The sequence below is a fragment of the Rhodococcus sp. NPDC056960 genome, assembly GCF_042674125.1.
GTDB lineage: Bacteria > Actinomycetota > Actinomycetes > Mycobacteriales > Mycobacteriaceae > Rhodococcus_F.
Map to the genome: position 1 here is coordinate 353,775 of NZ_JBHURF010000003.1, position 19,292 is coordinate 373,066.

The window sequence follows — 19,292 nt, forward strand, 5'->3', positions numbered from 1 at the left end:
GGAGGCAACGGTGACGGTGCGACACCCCACACCGGGCGACGACGACATCGCCGTGGTCGGCATCGCCGCGCGCTACCCCGAGGCCGCGAACCTCGCGGAATTCCGCGCCAACCTCGCCGCCGGACGCGACTCGGTGCGCCCCCTGTCGCGCTCACGGGCGAAGACGACCGGGCTGGGCCCCCCGTCGCATTACCACGCGATGGGATTCGTCGAGGACATCGCCACGTTCGACTACTCGTTCTTCACCCTGTCGAAACGGGAAGCGTCGCTGATCGACCCGCAGCAACGACTCGCGCTCGTCCTCGCGCATCAGGCGGTCGAGGACGCCGGCTACTCGGTGGCAGATTTCCGGGACAGCGCGACCGCGGTGGTGTTCAGCGCGGCCACGTCGACGTATCCGGCGATGTGGGCGGAGCCGGGTGTGCTCAGCACGCTCGGCAACGTGCCGTTCGCCGTCCCGGCGCGGATCGCGTACCACCTCGGGCTCACCGGGCCCTGCTACGCCGTCGATTCGGGATGCAACGGGTCGCTGATCGCGGTGCACCACGCCTGCCGGGAACTGCGGTCCGGTGACGCCGACTTCGCGCTTGCCGGCGGTGTCAGTCTGCGGGTGAACGGCATTCGCGCCGACATGGCGGAGGGATCCGCCGAACTGATGTCACCGGGCGGACGCTGCCGGGCGTTCGACGCGAGTGCGGACGGCACGGCGGTCGGCGAGGGCGGCGCGGTGCTACTCCTCACGACGATGGCCCGTGCGCGTGCCGACCGCGTCCCCGTCCATGCCGTGATCCGCGGCACCGCAACGGTGTCGAGCGGCCACTCGTCCGCAACCATCAGCTCCCCGAGCGCCCGCGCACAGGTGGCCGTCATCTCCCGGGCGTGGCGGAACGCCGGCCTCGACCCGAGCGACGCCGGATACCTCGAGGCCCACGGATCCGGAACCCCGTTGGGCGACGCCGTCGAACTCGAAGGCATCGCGGCGGCGTTCGACGGCCGGCCGGGGGCCCTGCCCATCGGCTCGGTGAAGACGAACATCGGTCACCTCGACCATGCCGCCGGAGTGTCCGGCCTCGTGAAGGCGATCCTCGGCGTCGAGCACGGCGAACTGTATCCGTCCTTGCACTTCGAACGGCCCACCGGCGGAGTCGACCTCGGCCGCAGTGGAATCGAGGTGCTCACCCGGGCCCGGCCGTGGAGCGGCGACAGCGGTCCCCGGCGGGCGGGGGTGAGTTCGTTCAGCCTCGGCGGCATCAACGCGCACTGCGTGGTGGAACAGCCGCCGGAGCGCGCCGCCGGCAGCCGCGCCGACGACACGACCCGACTGATCGGGGTCTCGGCGAAGAGCGCGGGCGCCCTCGCCGCACTGTGCGCCGAATTGGCGACGGCGGTGCGCGGTCACGACCTCGACGATGTCGTCTTCACCCTCAACCGCGGCCGCCCGCATCACGAATATCGGGTGGCGGTGCACGCACGCAGCACCGCCGAACTCTCGCGCTCGCTCGGCGCGCTCGCCGCCGAACTCGACTTGCGCCAAGGGGAATTCGCCCCCGTGCCGCGGCGCGCACCGGCCGTGGCGCTCCTGCTGTCGCCCGACCGGATGCCGGCCGGACTGCGCGACCCCGTCCTGCCGCCGGAACTCCCCGCCACCGGCGCCGCGGCGGACCTCCTCGCCGGTCAGATCGCCGTCCACCGGGAACTGCGGGCGGCGGGCGTCACCGTCGACGCCGTCCTCAGCGGCGGAGTGTCCCGCTACGCGGCCCGGTATCTGCGCGACACCTCGTCGGCGGTGGACGCCGCAGACATCGCCGGCGCGGCCGCGGACCCCACGATCGACACGGACCGGCTCGTCGCCGTCGCGAAGGGGATGGTCGCGGACGGACCCGTCGTCTTCGTGGAGCCGAGCCCGGAGGGACGGCTCGGGGCGCTGCTCGCCGACGCGCTCGGCGGTAGGCCGGACGCCGACGTACTCCGCGCGCCGGACAGTTCCGAGGCCGTCACCCACCTGCTCGCCGGGCTGTACGAGCGCGGAATCGACCTCGACTGGGCGGCCGTCGACCACGCCGACGGCACCGCCTGGCGGGTGCGGCTACCCGGCCACCCGATGCGCGGATCGCGGTGCTGGTTCGACCTCCCGGGCCGACCCGACTGGACGGACGCGCCGGAGGATCCGGCGACGGAACCGAACGCCCCCGCGGCCGCGGCCGCTCCGGAAGACAGCCTCGACTGGTTGCAGACGACGCTGCGCGAATTGCTCCACAGCGAAAGGGACGTCGACGCCGAGGACGACTACTTCGACCTCGGGGGAAACTCGCTCATCGGCATGCAACTCGTCGACCGGGTGTCGGACCGGTACGGGGTCCGGCCCAAACTCATCGACCTCTACGAACGGCCGAAGGTTGCCGACTTCGCCGCCCTCCTCGCGGAGGGCACTTCCGCGTCCGGTGGGCTGCCGCCGATCGTGCCGCGGGGGCGGCACGTGATGTCGTTCGGTCAGGTACGCATGTGGTTCCATCACCAACTCGACGCCGCGACCACCATCTACAACCTGCCGATGGTCAGCGAATTGCACGGTCCGATCGACGAATCCGCCGTGCGGGGGATGTGGGACGACCTCGCGGCACGGCACCGGGTGCTGCTGTCCAACTACGTCGAGGTGGACGGGGAGCCGCAACTGCGGATCCGGGAATCCCTCGGCGACTTCTTCCGCACCGCCGACGTGTCGGGTGAACCGGACCCGGTGACCGCGGCGCGGGCCCTCGTGCACGAGGCGGCCGTCGCACCATTCGATCTGGCCACCGACCCGCTGGTGCGGGCACTGCTCATCAGGATCGGCCCCGACGAGCACGTCCTGCAGGTCACCACCCACCACTCCGTCAACGACGGGGGGTCGCCGAGGATCTTCGAGCAGGAACTGCCCGCCCTGTACGCGGCACGCCGGACCGGTCGCCGCGCCGACCTCGCCCCGCTCCCCGTCGAATACTGGGACTACGCCGTGTGGCAGCGGGAGTTGATCGCGAGTGCCGCGCTCGACTCCGAGTTGGAGTACTGGCGAACCGTCCTCGCGGATGTTCCGCTGCTCCGGCTGCCCACCGACTTCCCGCGCCCGGAACGGAAGAACTTCACCGGCGCGTTCCACACGTTCACCGTGTCCGAGGACCTGACACGGAGCCTGCGAGCCGTGGCGCGGAGAGAATCCGTGTCGCTGTTCGTGGTGCTGCTCTCCGCGTTCTACCTCCTCATGGCGAGCCGCAGCCACCAACGCGACCTCGTGGTCGGAACGCCGACGACCGGACGCAACCGGCCGGAACTGTCCGGCATGATCGGATACTTCAACAGCACGGTGGCACTGCGCGCCGACCTGTCCGGCGACCCGACCGTCACCGAACTGTGCGCCCGCGTGCGCGACGTCGTGCTCGGCGCCCTCGAACACCAGGAGATCCCGTTCGACCGGGTCGTCACCGCACTCACCGGCGACCGGGACCTGAGCCGGACACCCCTGTTCGACGTCTGCCACGTCCACCAGGAACTGCCTGCGCTGCAGACGCAGCAAGGACTCACCGAGACGCTGTTCGACCAGGAGGACCCGGCGTCCATCGCGTTCGGCGGGGTGCCCTCCGGCACGGCCAAATTCGACCTCACCCTCGTCACCACGGAGCGGGGCGGCGAGGACGACATGGCGGCCGGACTCGAGTTCAGCACGGAACTGTTCACCGAGCAGACGGCCGTCGCACTGTGCGCCGAGTACGTCCGCATCCTCGAAGGCGTCGCGGAGTCTCCGCGAACACAGCCCATCTCCGTGTTCCTGACCGACACGTCCCCGGCGCCGGTGGCGCGGGTGGTGGCACCGCCCCTGGTCCCGGCCGACCGGCCCCGGCAGCCCTCGAACGACACGGTATCGCCGAGTTATGCGACCGCCCGGGTGACGGCGCCGCTCGACGGCCAGCCGGGCCACCCGGAACTGCTCGCCGCCTGGCTCACGCTCCTCGCCTGGTACACGGCGCAGGACGAGGTGGCGGTGGGCACGGTCCCGGCGCCGGGGGAGGCGCCGCGGCTCGTGGCCGTCGATCTGTCCGCGGACCCCACCTTCCCGGATCTCGTGACGGTCGTCCGCGGGGAGTTGTCCACGGAGACAGCCGCACCCGACGCGTTCCCGGTGCGCTGTGACGGGGAGCGCGACGCCGATTCCGAACCGCCCGGCCCCTCGCCCGTCGAACTGGCGCTGTCGTGGACCCGCGGTTCCACCGGACTCACCCTCACGCTCGATTACGCCACGGACCTCTTCGACCGGAGCACGGCTGCCGCGATGCTCACCGACCTCCGCCGGCTGCTGGCCGGACTCGTCGCCCATCCCGACCTGCCCACCCAGGAGGCGGCGATGGAGTACGTGCACCAGGACGACACCGGCTTCGACCAGGAGGCAGTGCGATGAACGGTGGCAGTGTGATGAAAGTGGGCGTGGTGGGGGCCGGGACGATGGGCGCCGGGGTGGCCGAGTGTCTCGCGCAGGCCGGTCACGGCGTGATCGTCGTCGATCCGGACCCGCAGGCCGTCGACGGGGCCCGGTCCCGGATGCGCGACTCGCTGCGCCTGGCGATTCTGCTCGGCCGCACCGGAGGTCCGAAACCCGCCGAGATTGCCGCGCGGGTGCGGTGGACGGACTCGCCGACCGAACTCCGCGACGCCGCATTCGTCATCGAGTGCGTCCCCGAACGTATCGATCTCAAGGAGAAGGTCTTCGCCGAACTGGACCGCGTCTGCGGACCCGAGACGATTCTCGCGACCTGCACGTCGGGCATTCCCGTGGACCGGCTCGCGGCAAGCGTCACCCACCCGGAACAGGTTGTCGGACTGCACTTCATGAACCCGGCGCCGCTCAAGGACACGGTCGAGGTGGTGCGGGGGCCGCGGACGTCGGCGCAGACGCTGGATCGTGCGCTGACATTGCTCGCGTCGCTGGACAAGACCGGGATCGTCGTCGGCGACGGACCCGGCTTCCTGCTGAATCGGGTGCTCATGCTGTGCATCGCCGAGGCGGCCGCCGCACTCGGCGACGGTATCGCCGACGCGGCGACCACCGATGCACTGTTCGAGGGCTGCCTCGGTCATCCGATGGGACCACTGCGGACCGCAGACCTGATCGGTCTGGACAACGTCCACGACACGATGACCGCGCTGCGCGAGTTGACCGGCGACGACCACTACCGCCCGCCCGAGTCGCTCGAGGCCCTGATCGACGCCGGTCACCTGGGGCGCAAGACCGGGCGGGGATTCCATGACTACCGGTGAGGTGCTGCCCCTCACCTTCGACCAACTCGGGGTGCTCCGCGCCGGCGGCGACGCGTCGTTCGCCCAGTACCTCGAACTCGACGGACCGCTCGACGAGGGCCGACTCTCCGCGGCGTTGCGACAGACGCTGTCCGAATGTGGTTGTTTGCATGCCGCTTTCGTGCTCGACGGCCCGGAACCCGGGCAGGTTGCCGGCGCCGCGGTGGTCGGCACCGAGATCGTCGACGCCACGGAGGCGCACGATCCCGGCCACCTCGTGGCTGCGTGGATCGAGCGCGAGCTGGGCAGGCCGATGGACGTCGCCACCGGCGCGCTGTACGTGCACGTCCTGTTCCGGCTGCCGCACGGCCGATACGGCTGGTTCCAGCGCTACCACCGGCTGGTGAACGACGAGGCGGGAATGACGGCGATCGTCCGCCGCACCGCCGAGGTCTACGCGTCGGGGGACGCCACTCCGCCCCCGCCGCCGGAGTCCTGGCCGTTCGTGCCGCCCGCGGTTCCCCTGACCTCCGATGCGCGGTACCGCGAGAGCGACGCGTGGGCCGACGACCGCCGCTACTGGGAGCAACTGCTCGCCGGCGCGACGCGGCCCGGGACCGGCCCGGTTCCGGCAGAGGACGGCCCCACCCGGTTCACCCATCGCTCCGACACGTCGCTCGTGCGGCTCGCACGGCGTAGCGGTGGTGGCCCCGCGGCCGTCCTGCTCGCCGCGCTGGCGGTATATGCGCACAGCCGCACCGCCGTCGACGACGTGGTGGTCGGGCACCGGTCGGACGGGACCGTCACGCCCGTGAGGCTCTCCCTCGCACCGGATCTCACGTTCGAGGCGCTGACGCGGCAGGTGGGCCTGCAACTCCGGAGATCCCGGAGGCACCGGTACCTCGCCGCCGCGGACGGCGCAGCCGACTCGTGGGCGGTGACAGGCGGAATGCGCGAACCCCTGGGCGTCGAGCACCTCGGCGCGGGCGGCGTCGCCGTCGCGGAGCGGTGGGGCTCTGCCGGCGACGGAATGTCCGTGGAAGTGGATGACCGAGAAGGTTTCTGGACGGTCGACGTGCACGGCCCCGGCGACGCACAGCGCTTCGCCCACATTCTCGACGCCCTTGTCGGCGCACCGGGCACGGTGTTGGCGGGGGTGGGTGTGTTGGGGGTGGTGGAGCGGGGGTTGTTGGTGCCGGTGCGGGGTGTGTCGGGTGTGGGGGTGCGGTTGTTGCCGGAGATTTTGGCGGGGGGTGTGGCGGTGAATCGGGGTGGGGTGGCGGTGTCGTGTGGGGGTGTGGAGTTGTCGTATGGGGAGTTGGATGAGTGGTCGAATCGGTGGGCGCGGGTGTTGGTGGGGTGGGGTGTGGGTCCGGAGGTGGTGGTGGGGGTGGCGGTGCCGCGGTCGGTGGAGTTGGTGGTGGCGGTGTGGGCGGTGGTGAAGTCGGGGGGTGTGTTCGTTCCGGTGGATGTGGGGTTGCCGGGTGCGCGGGTGGGGGAGTTGTTGGTGGATTCTGGTGCGGTGGTGGGGTTGTCGGTGTCGGGGGTGGTGTTGCCGTCGGTGGTGGAGTGGTTGCGGGTTGATGATGGGTCGGTGGTGGAGGGGGTGTCGGGGGCGGCGGTGGGGGAGGGGGAGCGGTCGGGGCGGTGGGGGGTGGGCAATGCGGTGTATGTGATGTATACGTCGGGGTCGTCGGGGCGTCCGAAGGGGGTGGTGGTGACGCATGGGGGGTTGGCGAATTTGGTGGAGGAGGTGCGGGTTCGGTGGGGGTGGGGGGGGGGGTGTCGGGTGTCGCATGTGGCGTCGGTGAGTTTTGATGCGTCGGTGTACGAGTGGTTGATGGCGTTTTCGGTGGGGGCGTGTTTGGTGGTGGCGCCGCCGGGGGTGGTGGGGGGTGGTGTGTTGGGGGAGTGGTTGGACGCGGAGGGGGTGACGCATTGTTTTGTGACGCCGTCGGTGTTGGCGTCGGTGGAGTCGGGTGGGTTGGGGTCGGTGCGGGTGTTGGTGGTGGCGGGGGAGGTGTGTGGGCCGGAGTTGGTGGCGCGGTGGGGGTCGGGTCGGGAGTTGTTCGATGCGTACGGTCCGACGGAGGTGACGGTGCAGGCGACGGTGAGTGGTGCGTTGGTGCCGGGTGGGGCGGTGACGGTGGGGGGTCCGGCGGTGGGTGTGGAGGTGGTGGTGCTGGATGGGTGGTTGCGTCCGGTGCCGGTGGGTGTGGTGGGGGAGTTGTATGTGGGGGGTGTGGGGTTGGCGCGGGGGTATGTGGGGTGTGCGGGGTTGACGGCGGGGTCGTTTGTGGCGAATCCGTTTGGGGTGGTGGGGTCGCGGTTGTATCGGACGGGGGATTTGGTGCGGTGGGATGGGTTGGGGTCGTTGGTGTTTGTGGGGCGTGCTGATTTTCAGGTGAAGGTGCGGGGGCAGCGGGTGGAGTTGGGGGAGGTGGAGTCGGTGTTGGTGTCGTGTCCGGGGGTGGCGCGGGCGGTGGTGGTGGTGGGTGAGGGTGGTCGGTTGGTGGGGTATGTGGTGGGGGATGTGGGGGTGGTGGTGGATCCGGGTGTGGTGGTGGAGTTTGCGGGGTCGGTGTTGCCGGGGTTCATGGTGCCGTCGGTGGTGGTGGTGTTGGGGGAGTTGCCGGTGACGGTGGCGGGGAAGGTGGATCGGGCGGCGCTTCCCGCACCCCAGGCGTCGCGCGGGCCGCACCGCGCGCCGCGGACGGCGGCGGAAGAGACGCTGGCGTCGGTGTTCGCCGAGGTGCTCGGCGTCGACCGGGTCGGATTCGACGAGTCGTTCTTCGCGCTGGGCGGCGACAGCATCCTGTCGATCCGGCTCGTATCCCGTGCCAAGGCACAGGGATTGGTGTTCACGCCGCAGCAGGTGTTCGAGCACCGGACGGTGGCCGCGCTCGCGGCGGAATCGGAGATCGCGGACGCGGAGACCACCACTCCCCTCGCCGAACTCGCCGGCGGCGGAATCGGCACGTTCCCACCCACACCGGTGGTCCGGTACCTGATCGAGCGCGGCGGGCACTTCGAGCGGTTCAGCCAGAGTGTGCTGCTCCGACTTCCGGCCGACATCGATTCGGATCGGCTCCTCGCGACCGTCACCGCCGTCGTCGCTCGTCACGACATGCTGCGGTCGCGGCTGTATCAGGGCTCGAACGGGCAGTGGCAGATGGCGACGCGTGCCGCGAGCGAGATCGACACCGGCACGCTGGTCCGGCGCGTCGCCTACGACCCGGAGTCCGATCCCGGGACGCGAGCAGACCTGATCGCCGCCGAGCACCAGGCGGCCGTGCAGAGACTGCGCCCAGTCGACGGAGTGGTCGCCCAATTCGTGTGGCTCGATCCGGGTCTGCTGATCGTGGTGGCACACCACCTCGCGGTGGACGGCGTGTCGTGGCGGATTCTGCTGCCCGACTTCGCCGCTGCCTGGCATCAGGTCGGCTCGGGAGCCGTACCGGTCCTGCCGGAACCGGCGACGTCGATGCGCCGCTGGGCGCACGCGCTGGCGGATGAAGCAGTCCGGCGCGAGAGAGCCGCCGAACTGGCGTGGTGGCAGAACGTCGTCGAAGGACCCGATCCGCTGATCACCGACCGTCCGCTCGATCCGGGTGTGGACCTCGCGACCGCGCTGCAGGACGTCGGTGTCGAGATGTCCTCCGAGGACACTGCGGTCCTGCTGACCGGCCTACCGGGGCTGTATCACGGGGGTGTTCTCGACGTCCTGCTGACGGCGCTGGTGGTGGCGTCGTCGAGATGGCGCGCCGAGCGGGGGATCCCAGGGACGTCGATGGTGCTCCGACTGGAAGGGCACGGCCGCGAGCAGCAGGTGGTGCCGGGTGCCGACCTGTCCCGCACCGTCGGCTGGTTCACGACGGTCTTCCCCGTCCGGATCGACCTGCGCGGCATCGACCTCGACGACGCGCTCGCCGGCGGTCGCAACATGGGCAGCGCCGTGAAGCGCGTGAAGGAACACCTGCGGGCAGTGCCCGACATGGGCATCGGCTACGGACTGCTGCGGTACCTGAACCCGGAGACCGCAGGCAGCCTGCCGCGAACGGAACCGGGGCAGATCAGTTTCAACTACCTCGGCCAGGTGCCCGATTCGGTGGACGACGGCAACGCGGCCGGCTGGACCCCCGCCGACGGGTTCGGCGACCTGCGGTACGTCCCGGACCCGGACATGCCGGCGTCCGCGGCGATCGAGATCAACGCGATCGTGATCGGTGGGCGGCTCCGGGTCGGATTCGGGTTCCCGGACACGCTGCTCGGGCGTGCCGAGGTGGAGCGGCTCGCGGCCCGGTGGCGGGAAGCAGTGTCCGCACTGGTGTCCCACGCCCGGAGCGGGGACGCCGGCGGGCTCACGCCGTCGGACGTTCCGCTCGTCGACGTGACGCAGAGCGACCTCGACACGTGGGCGGAGCGGTTCGGCGCGCTCACCGACGTGTGGCCACCCGCCCCGCTGCAGGCCGGGTTGCTGTTCCACGCGCTGCTCGCGAAACCGTCGATCGACGCCTACACGGTGCAGGTCGCACTACACCTGACGGGTGCGGTCGATCGGGCCCGGATGCGCCGCGCCGCAGAGGCCTTGCTCGATCGGCACGCGAATCTGCGGGTGGCGTTCGTGCCCGCCCGAGACGGAACCTTCGTCCAGGTGGTGCCCGCCGCGGTCGATCTGTCGTTCCGCGACCTCGACCTCTCGGATCTGCCCGAGGCCGCACGCACCGCCGAACTCGACCGCGTCCTCGCCGCCGACCGGGCCATGCCGTTCGACACGTCCCGGGCGCCGCTGGTGCGGTTCCTGCTGGTGTCCACCGGAAGCCGTGAATTCCGGCTCGTGTGGACCAACCATCACACCCTCCTCGACGGGTGGTCCATGCCGCTGGCGATCCGCGAGCTGCTCGCGCTCTACGTGGCCGGTGACGACATGTCGTTGCCATTGCCCATGCCCCGGCCCTACCGGGACTTCCTGTCGTGGCTGGATCGCCGAGACCCGGAGGAGTCACGACTGGCCTGGGCGGCCGCGCTCGCCGGGGTCGACGGTCCGACGCTGCTCCTGCCCGACGCGCGGGACCGGCCTCTGTCGGTTCCGCCGGAGAGCGCCCGGTTCGCCGTGTCCGAGCAACTGACCGACGACCTCACGACCCTCGCCCGCCGCCGCGACACGACACTGAACACGGTGACGCAGGTGGCGTGGGCCATCGTGCTGGGCGCGGCGACGTCCCGCGACGACGTGACGTTCGGCAGCACCGTGTCCGGGCGGTCGCCGCACCTGCCCGGAGTCGAATCGATGATCGGACTGTTCGTCAACACCGTGCCCACTCGGATCACGCTCGACCCCCGGGAAACGCTGGGCGAGTTGCTCGACCGGACTCAGGCGGAACAGGCAGCGCTCCTCGACCACCATCACCTCGGCCTCTCCGACATTCAGCGAGCAGCAGGCTCCGACATCGGGTTCGACACGGCAACCGTGTTCGAGTCGTACCCGATCGACCGGGGCGGACTCACCACCGACACCGAGCTGGCCGGGATGCGGGTGGTCGACGTGACGGGAGTCGACGCCACCCACTACCCGCTGAGTGTCGCCTTCTCGGTGGACACGCAGTTGCACATGACGTTTCACTACCGCCCCGACCTGATCGACCGGGCCGGTGTCGACGCGATCGCAGCACGGGTCACCCGGGTACTCGAGGCGATGGCGGCCGATCCGGGCACGGTGTTGGCGGGGGTGGGTGTGTTGGGGGTGGTGGAGCGGGGGTTGTTGGTGCCGGTGCGGGGTGTGTCGGGTGTGGGGGTGCGGTTGTTGCCGGAGATTTTGGCGGGGGGTGTGGCGGTGAATCGGGGTGGGGTGGCGGTGTCGTGTGGGGGTGTGGAGTTGTCGTATGGGGAGTTGGATGAGTGGTCGAATCGGTGGGCGCGGGTGTTGGTGGGGTGGGGTGTGGGTCCGGAGGTGGTGGTGGGGGTGGCGGTGCCGCGGTCGGTGGAGTTGGTGGTGGCGGTGTGGGCGGTGGTGAAGTCGGGGGGTGTGTTCGTGCCGGTGGATGTGGGGTTGCCGGGGGCGCGGGTGGGGGAGTTGTTGGTGGATTCTGGTGCGGTGGTGGGGTTGTCGGTGTCGGGGGTGGTGTTGCCGTCGGTGGTGGAGTGGTTGCGGGTTGATGATGGGTCGGTGGTGGAGGGGGTGTCGGGGGCGGCGGTGGGGGAGGGGGAGCGGTCGGGGGGGTTGGGGGTGGGGAATGCGGTGTATGTGATGTATACGTCGGGGTCGTCGGGGCGTCCGAAGGGGGTGGTGGTGACGCATGGGGGGTTGGCGAATTTGGTGGAGGAGGTGCGGGTGGGGTTGGGGTGGGGGGTGGGGTGTCGGGTGTCGCATGTGGCGTCGGTGAGTTTTGATGCGTCGGTGTACGAGTGGTTGATGGCGTTTTCGGTGGGGGCGTGTTTGGTGGTGGCGCCGCCGGGGGGGGGGGGGGGGGGTGTGTTGGGGGAGTGGTTGGACGCGGAGGGGGTGACGCATTGTTTTGTGACGCCGTCGGTGTTGGCGTCGGTGGAGTCGGGTGGGTTGGGGTCGGTGCGGGTGTTGGTGGTGGCGGGGGAGGTGTGTGGGCCGGAGTTGGTGGCGCGGTGGGGGTCGGGTCGGGAGTTGTTCGATGCGTACGGTCCGACGGAGGTGACGGTGCAGGCGACGGTGAGTGGTGCGTTGGTGCCGGGTGGGGCGGTGACGGTGGGGGGTCCGGCGGTGGGTGTGGAGGTGGTGGTGCTGGATGGGTGGTTGCGTCCGGTGCCGGTGGGTGTGGTGGGGGAGTTGTATGTGGGGGGTGTGGGGTTGGCGCGGGGGTATGTGGGGTGTGCGGGGTTGACGGCGGGGTCGTTTGTGGCGAATCCGTTTGGGGTGGTGGGGTCGCGGTTGTATCGGACGGGGGATTTGGTGCGGTGGGATGGGTTGGGGTCGTTGGTGTTTGTGGGGCGTGCTGATTTTCAGGTGAAGGTGCGGGGGCAGCGGGTGGAGTTGGGGGAGGTGGAGTCGGTGTTGGTGTCGTGTCCGGGGGTGGCGCGGGCGGTGGTGGTGGTGGGTGAGGGTGGTCGGTTGGTGGGGTATGTGGTGGGGGATGTGGGGGTGGTGGTGGATCCGGGTGTGGTGGTGGAGTTTGCGGGGTCGGTGTTGCCGGGGTTCATGGTGCCGTCGGTGGTGGTGGTGTTGGGGGAGTTGCCGGTGACGGTGGCGGGGAAGGTGGATCGGGCGGCTCTTCCCGCACCCCAGGCGCCGGTCCGTCGATTCCGGGCCCCGTCCACCCCGTTCGAGGCCGTCGTCGCCGACGTGTTCGGCGACGTGCTCGGTGTCGACGCTGTCGGCGCCGACGACGACTTCTTCCATCTGAGCGGGGACTCGCTGTCGGCCACCCGGGTGGTTGCCCGGGTCGATGCCGCTCTCGGCGTCGACGTCGGGGTACACGCCTTGTTCGAGGCGCCGACCGTGCTGGCGTTCGCGGAGCGCGCGGCGAAAGCCGTGGTGCGAACGGAGCGTCCGGAGTTGCGGGCAGCGCTACGACCCGACCGAATCCCCCTGTCCCTGGCCCAGACCCGCATGTGGTTCCTCAACCAATTCGACATCTCCTCGTCCGCCTACAACATCGCGATGGCGTTCCGCCTCACCGGCGCCCTCGACCTCGATGCGCTGCGGGCCGCGGTCGCGGATGTGGTGACGCGACACGAATCGCTCCGCACCCGGTTCCCGATGAGCGGAACGGAACCGGTGCAGGTGATCCTGCCTGCCGGCGATGCGGTGCCGGTCCTGCCCGTCACGACGGTGCGCGGCGATGCGGAGTTGCAGGACCTGCTCGCGGCGGCGGTGTCGGAGGGATTCGACGTCACACGGCAGATTCCGTTGCGGGCAGCCGTGTTCGAGATGTCCGCGACCGACAGGGTACTGCTCGTCGTGGTGCACCACATCGTCGCGGACGGGGTGTCGATGGTCCCTCTCGCGCACGACATGATGACGGCCTACACCGCCCGGGCGGACGGGCAGCCCCCCGCGTGGCACCCGCCGACGGTCCAGTACGCCGACTTCACACTCTGGCAACGGCAACTCCTCGGATCGGAAGACGACCCGCACTCGCTGGTGTCGCAGCAATTGGACTACTGGCGCACCACACTGGCCGGTCTTCCCGCGGCCCTCGATCTGCCCACCGACCGACCCCGGTCGATGCAGCGGTCGCCGCAGGGGAGCCGGGTCGGATTCGAGATCGACGCCGAACTGCACCGCCGGCTCCTGGCGACGGCGTCCGCGCACCGGTCGACCGTGTTCATGGTCGCGCACGCCGCCCTGGCCGCGTTCCTCGCGAGGATGTCCGGGTCCGAGGACATCGCCGTCGGCACCCCCGTCGCCGGCCGGGGCGAGGCCGCACTCGACGACGTCGTCGGGATGTTCGTGAACACCGTGGTGCTGCGGACGCTGGTCTCCGACGCGAGTCCGTTCTCGGCACTCCTCGATCAGGTACGCGATATCGATCTCGGTGCGTACGCCCACGCCGAGGTGCCGTTCGAAAAGGTGGTGGAGGCCCTCGATCCGCCCCGCTCGACGGCGCACTCACCGCTGTTCCAGGTGCTGCTCGAATTCCAGAACGTCGAGCGCCCCGACCTCGCGCTGCCGGGCGTCGAGGTGGACGGTATCGACCTCGGGGCGACCATCGCACGGTTCGACCTGCAGCTGACATTGTCCGAGGAGTACGACGACGACGGAACGCCGGCCGGAATCACGGCCGCGTTCGCCTACACCACAGACCTTTTCGACGCCGACACCGTCGCGGGGCTGGCCGACCGGTTCGTCCGGATGCTCGATGCGGCCGTATCCGATTCGTCGATCCGGGTGGGCGACCTCGACATCCTCGACGCCCTCGAACGGGACGAACTCGTGCCCATGCGCGGGTTCCCCGCGGCCGCGCCGCGCACACTCCCGGAAGTGCTCGCCGCCGGCGCCGCGCTCGGACACGGTGCGGTCGCCGTGTCCTGCGAGGGCGTCACCCTGACGTACCGGGAACTCGACGAACGGTCGAACCGGCTGGCCCGCGAGCTGATCCAGCGGGGCGCGGGACCGGAGACGGTGGTCGCGATCGGAGTGCAGCGGTCGATCGCCTGGGTGCTGTCGGTGTGGGCGGTGGCGAAGTCGGGGGCGGCGTACGTGCCGGTCGACCCCGCCCTGCCGTCCGCGCGGATCGCCGGAATGCTCGAGGATTCGGGCGCGGTGCTCGGGTTGACGGTGACGGCGCATCGCGACCGGTTGCCCGGGGCGGTGCCGTGGCTACTGCTCGACGACCCCGCGGTGGCGAGTGCGCGGTCGGCCGCCCCGATCTCCGACGCGGACCGTGTTCGTCCGCTGCGCATCGAGCACGCCGCGTTCCTGCTCTACACCTCCGGTTCCACCGGAACACCGAAGGGAGTCGTGCTCACCCACGGTGGTCTCGCGAATCTCGCTGTCGAGGAACGGGAACGGTTCGCATCGATGCACGGTGCGCGGGTGTCGCACCTGGCGTCGCCGAGTTTCGACGCGTCCTTGTTCGAACTTCTGATGGCGTTCGCCGTCGGTGCGACACTGGTGGTCGTGCCGCCGACGATCGTCGGGGGACGGGAACTGGCCGAACTGCTCGAGGCGGAACAGGTCACCCACGCCTTCTTCACCCCCACGATCCTGGACACCCTCCGACCCGAGGATCTTCCGTCCCTGCGGATACTCGGGATGGGGGGCGAACGGTTTCCACCCGAATTGGCGGACCGCTGGACCCCGGGGCGTTTCGTCTTCAACGGGTACGGCCCGGCCGAGGCCACGGTCCAGACGACGATCAGCGAGGTGCTGTCACCCGACGAACCGGTGAACATCGGCGGTCCGGGGCGGGGCGTCGACGTGATCGTGTTGAACACCTGGCTGCAGCCCGTTCCGGTGGGGGTGGTCGGCGAACTGTACGTCGCGGGGCCGGGACTGGCCCGCGGCTATCACCGCCGCCCGGCGCTGACGGGCGCGTCTTTCGTGGCGAACCCGTTCGGGGACCCCGGCTCCCGCATGTACCGCACCGGCGATCTCGTGCGGTGGGCCGACATCGGCCGCCTCGAGTACGTGGGACGCAACGACTTCCAGGTGAAGATTCGTGGACAGCGAGTGGAACTGGGTGAGATCGAATCGGTACTCGCCCGCTGCGACGGCGTCGGCCGCGCGGCGGTCACCGTGCACGGCGGCACCGGGGGCGTGCTGGTGGGGTACGTGACGGCGGAGGCCGGTGCGAGCCTCGACACCGCCGAGTTGCTGCGGTTCGCCGGGGCTCACCTCGCGCCCTACATGGTGCCCACCCAGGTGGTGGTGCTCGACCGGTTGCCCGTCGGCCGCACCGGCAAACTGGACCGGCGTTCGCTCCCCGCACCGGTACTCGCGCCCCGGCAGTTCCGGGCCCCCACAGGCCCCGTGGCGCAGGCGGTCGCGGACGTGTTCGCCGACGTGCTCGGTCTCGACCGCGTCGGAGCCGACGACGACTTCTTCGCACTGGGCGGGAACTCGCTCGTCGCGACGCGGGTGGCGTCCGCGCTCCGGGATCGGCTCGGCACCGACGTGGTCCTGCAGTGGATCTTCCGCCACCCGACCCCGGAGGGTCTCGCGCATCGCATCACCGACCCGTCGGTGCTCGCAGACAGGCCGTCCGACGACGTGCTGAAGGTCGTCGTCCCGTTCCGGGCAGGCGGGACGCGACCCGCACTGTTCTGCGTACATCCGGCAGGCGGGCTCGCGCTGGGCTACGCGGGACTCGTCAAATACCTCGCACCCGACCGGCCGATGTACGGGCTGCAACTGCCGATCCTCAGCGGCGGAACAACTTTCGATTCGATGGCGCAACTCGCCCATCGGTACGTGGTCGAGATGCGTGCGGTGCAGCCCGACGGGCCCTACCACCTGCTGGGTTGGTCGCTGGGTGGAGTGATCGCCCAGGCGATCGCCGTCGAACTCCGCGAATCCGGCGCGGAGGTGGGCACACTCGCGATGATGGACAGTTACGTCGCGGAAGGCGACGACTTCGGCGACCTCGAGGTGAACGCCGAGGAGTGGCTGCACGGGCTGGGGGTCGAGTTCGAGGACGCCGACGACACCGGGCCGTCGTACCGCGAGCAACTGGTCGAGATGCTCGGCCGCTCCTTCGGCCGCGACCCCGCATTCGCGTCGGCCCTCCTCGGTCGCATCAGTACCGGACTGGAGAACTCGAAGCAGATCTCCACCGGATACCGGCCCCGGGTGTTCGACGGCGACCTGCTGTTCTTCAGCGCCGCACAATCCGCCGACGGCGAGGAGGGCGAGCGTCCGTCGCCGAGTGTGTGGCAGCCCGTCGTCACCGGTGTGATCGTCGAGAACAAGGTGGAATGCGACCACCTGAGGATGACCACACCGGAAGCCCTCGCCGTCATCGGGCCTGTCCTGGAGAGAGCCCTCGGGTCACGCCCCGATCGCGCCGCCGATGACGGGCCAGGACTGCCGTAGCTCCGACTCGAACAACCCCCACGAATGGGTGCCCTGCGGAAGGTAGGCGAACGTGGCGGGAATCCCCAGCGTCTGCAGCCGCGACTGGAACGTTGCCGCACACACATTGGTCACCATCTCGACGACGCTGCCGCCGATCGTCTGCGGCACCACCAGCACCGGGTCGTGGTTGTCGATGCTGCCGGGAATCCCGTTGCCGCTGGAGACGAACAATTCTGTGCCACGCAGACGTTCGGCGTTGAGCATCGGATCGTGCACACGCCACTCGGGGTCCCCGGCGGAACCCCACATGTTGGCGGCATTGCCCCCGCCGCGCAATTCGACCATCGACCGCACCATCGCCTGCCCGAGCAGCCCGCTCGTGGCGGCGCACCCGCTGTACGAGCCGACGGCACGGTAGAAACCCGGCGCCTGGATCGCGAGGTCGAGGACGGCGCTGCCGGCCATGGACACCCCGCCGATCGCATTGACCCCGGTGGTCGCGAACCGGCTGTCGATGGCGGCGGGGAGTTCGCTCGTCAGGTACGTCTGCCACTTGTTCCGGCCGAGGACCGGATCGTCGGTGTTCCAGTCGGTGTACATGCTGTACTGGCCGCCGATCGGCATTACCACGTTGACGTGCTTGTCGGCGAAGAACTCCCGCACACCGGTGTTGTTGAACCAGGAGATCCCGTCCGACCCGCCGCCGATACCGGTGAGCAGATAGAACGTGGGTGCCGGACCGCCCGTCGAGGGCGACAGGACGTCGTTGGCCACCCACCGGCCCATCGACTCCGAATACACGTCCACCCGGGTGACCCGGGGCTCGGCCGAGGCCGGTCGCGGGGCGATCACGACCCACGAGGCCACCACCAGCAACAAGACCGCCCATACGCGCAGCGCGGTCACGGATCGCAGAGCTTCGAACGGTCGCATGGACGCCCCCTGGCTGTGGCCTGCCCTTCCAATCTAGGACGGCGGGGCACCTGCTTGGTGCGGTTCCGGCGAACCGGTGTAAAGATGATTCGGTGACCGACAACGACCGGCCCGACGAGCGATTCACCCTCGCCAGTGAGCGGACGTTCCTCGCGTGGATGCGGAGTTCGCTCGCACTGCTCGCCGGCGGAATCGCCATGATCCACCTCGTCCCCGAGTTCAGTACCGGATGGGTGCGGACCACGCTGGGCCTGATCCTGATCGGACTCGCGGCGGCCGCCGCCCTCGTCGGCATGCGGCGGTGGTCCCAGGTCGAGAAGGCACTCCGCGACGGCGCACCCATGCCGCCACCGCACGAGTTGTGGTTGTTCGCGGTGACACTGACGGTGGTGGCACTGGGAGCGGCGGTCGCCAGCCTGGTGGCTGCGCTCTAACCTGCAGAAGAGGTTTGCACCGCGCGAACCGGACGTGAAAACGAAGGAGTACACGGTGGCCCACGAACTCAAGCTCGGTTACAAGGCGTCTGCGGAGCAGTTCGGTCCGCGGGAGTTGGTGGAGCTGGGTGTCCTGGCTGAGCGGCACGGCATGGATTCGGCGACGGTGTCGGATCATTTCCAGCCGTGGCGGCACGAGGGTGGTCATGCGCCGTTCTCGCTGGCGTGGATGACGGCGGTCGGGGAGCGGACGGAGCGGTTGCAGTTGGGGACGTCGGTGATGACGCCGACGTTCCGGTACAACCCGGCGGTGGTGGCGCAGGCGTTCGCGACGATGGGGTGTCTGTATCCGGGGCGGATCATGCTCGGGGTGGGGACCGGTGAAGCTTTGAACGAGATCGCGACCGGTTTCGCGGGCGAGTGGCCGGAGTTCAAGGAGCGGTTCGCGCGGCTGCGGGAGTCGGTGCGGTTGATGCGTGAGCTGTGGCTGGGCGACCGGGTGGACTTCGAGGGTGAATACTTTTCGACGAAGGGGGCGTCGATCTACGACGTGCCCGAGGGTGGGATCCCGGTGTACATCGCGGCCGGGGGTCCGGTGGTGGCCCGGTACGCCGGTCGTAGTGGTGACGGGTTCATCTGCACCTCGGGTAAGGGCATGGAGTTGTACACCGACAAGCTGATGCCCGCGGTCGCGGAGGGTGCGGCGAAGGCGGAGCGCGATGTCGCGGAGATCGACAAGATGATCGAGATCAAGATCTCGTACGACACGGATCCGGAGGCGGCGCTGGAGAACACCCGGTTCTGGGCGCCGCTGTCGCTGACGCCGGAGCAGAAGCACAGCATCGACGATCCGATCGAGATGGAGAAGGCGGCGGACGCGCTGCCCATCGAGCAGGTCGCGAAGCGGTGGATCGTGGCGTCGGATCCGGACGAGGCGGTCGCGCAGATCAAGCCGTACCTCGACGCCGGGCTGAACCATCTCGTGTTCCATGCGCCTGGGCACGATCAGAAGCGGTTCCTGGAGTTGTTCGAGCGCGATCTCGCTCCCCGGCTGCGGGGGTAGGCGGCTTCGCCGCCCGTGCGTGGTCGAGGAGTGCCGGGACTCGTCAACCACTCACGGGCGCGGAGCGCCGGACGTCAAGCCCTCGGTGATGATCCCCACAACTCCGACT

General features: G+C 69.9%; 6 protein-coding genes. 5 read left to right on the top strand and 1 reads right to left on the bottom strand.

Features of this window, described 5'->3' with window-relative positions; genetic code table 11:
• The first annotated feature begins 10 nt into the window (after positions 1-10).
• The 3 genes from ACFTWF_RS06865 to ACFTWF_RS06875 are packed head-to-tail and all read left to right on the top strand — an operon-like array spanning position 11 to position 16,771.
• Positions 11-4,429, top strand: coding sequence for a condensation domain-containing protein (locus ACFTWF_RS06865; RefSeq protein WP_378460501.1), 4,419 nt, complete (start codon positions 11-13; stop codon positions 4,427-4,429).
• A complete protein-coding gene (locus ACFTWF_RS06870) occupies positions 4,426-5,286 on the top strand; it encodes a 3-hydroxyacyl-CoA dehydrogenase family protein (RefSeq protein WP_378460502.1) in 861 nt (286 codons plus the stop codon). The genes ACFTWF_RS06865 and ACFTWF_RS06870 overlap by 4 nt, the downstream gene beginning before the upstream one ends.
• Positions 5,273-16,771, top strand: coding sequence for an amino acid adenylation domain-containing protein (locus ACFTWF_RS06875; RefSeq protein WP_378460503.1), 11,499 nt, complete (start codon positions 5,273-5,275; stop codon positions 16,769-16,771). Before ACFTWF_RS06870 ends, ACFTWF_RS06875 begins: the two co-directional genes overlap by 14 nt.
• Here ACFTWF_RS06875 and ACFTWF_RS06880 read toward each other — a convergent pair.
• Positions 16,727-17,686, bottom strand: a complete 960-nt coding sequence (locus ACFTWF_RS06880) for an alpha/beta hydrolase (RefSeq protein WP_378460504.1) — start codon at positions 17,684-17,686, stop codon at positions 16,727-16,729. The genes ACFTWF_RS06875 and ACFTWF_RS06880 overlap by 45 nt on opposite strands.
• A gap of 92 nt (positions 17,687-17,778) precedes the next feature.
• Between ACFTWF_RS06880 and ACFTWF_RS06885 the strand changes: the two genes are divergently transcribed.
• Together ACFTWF_RS06885 and fgd are read left to right on the top strand one after the other, a co-directional pair.
• Positions 17,779-18,120: a YidH family protein gene (locus tag ACFTWF_RS06885; RefSeq protein WP_073370691.1), complete on the top strand. Its 342-nt coding sequence runs from the start codon at positions 17,779-17,781 to the stop codon at positions 18,118-18,120.
• A 55-nt stretch (positions 18,121-18,175) separates the two neighbouring features.
• On the top strand, positions 18,176-19,183 hold the full coding sequence (gene fgd, locus ACFTWF_RS06890) for a glucose-6-phosphate dehydrogenase (coenzyme-F420) (RefSeq protein WP_378460505.1): 1,008 nt from the start codon (positions 18,176-18,178) through the stop codon (positions 19,181-19,183).
• The last annotated feature ends 109 nt before the right edge of the window (positions 19,184-19,292 follow it).

Bases quoted from the DNA above. Each gene is read 5' to 3' on its own strand.
- ACFTWF_RS06875 (WP_378460503.1), top strand. From the start codon at position 5,273: ATGACTACCGGTGAGGTGCTGCCCCTCACCTTCGACCAACTCGGGGTG.
- ACFTWF_RS06880 (WP_378460504.1), bottom strand. From the start codon at position 17,686: ATGCGACCGTTCGAAGCTCTGCGATCCGTGACCGCGCTGCGCGTATGG.
- ACFTWF_RS06870 (WP_378460502.1), top strand. From the start codon at position 4,426: ATGAACGGTGGCAGTGTGATGAAAGTGGGCGTGGTGGGGGCCGGGACG.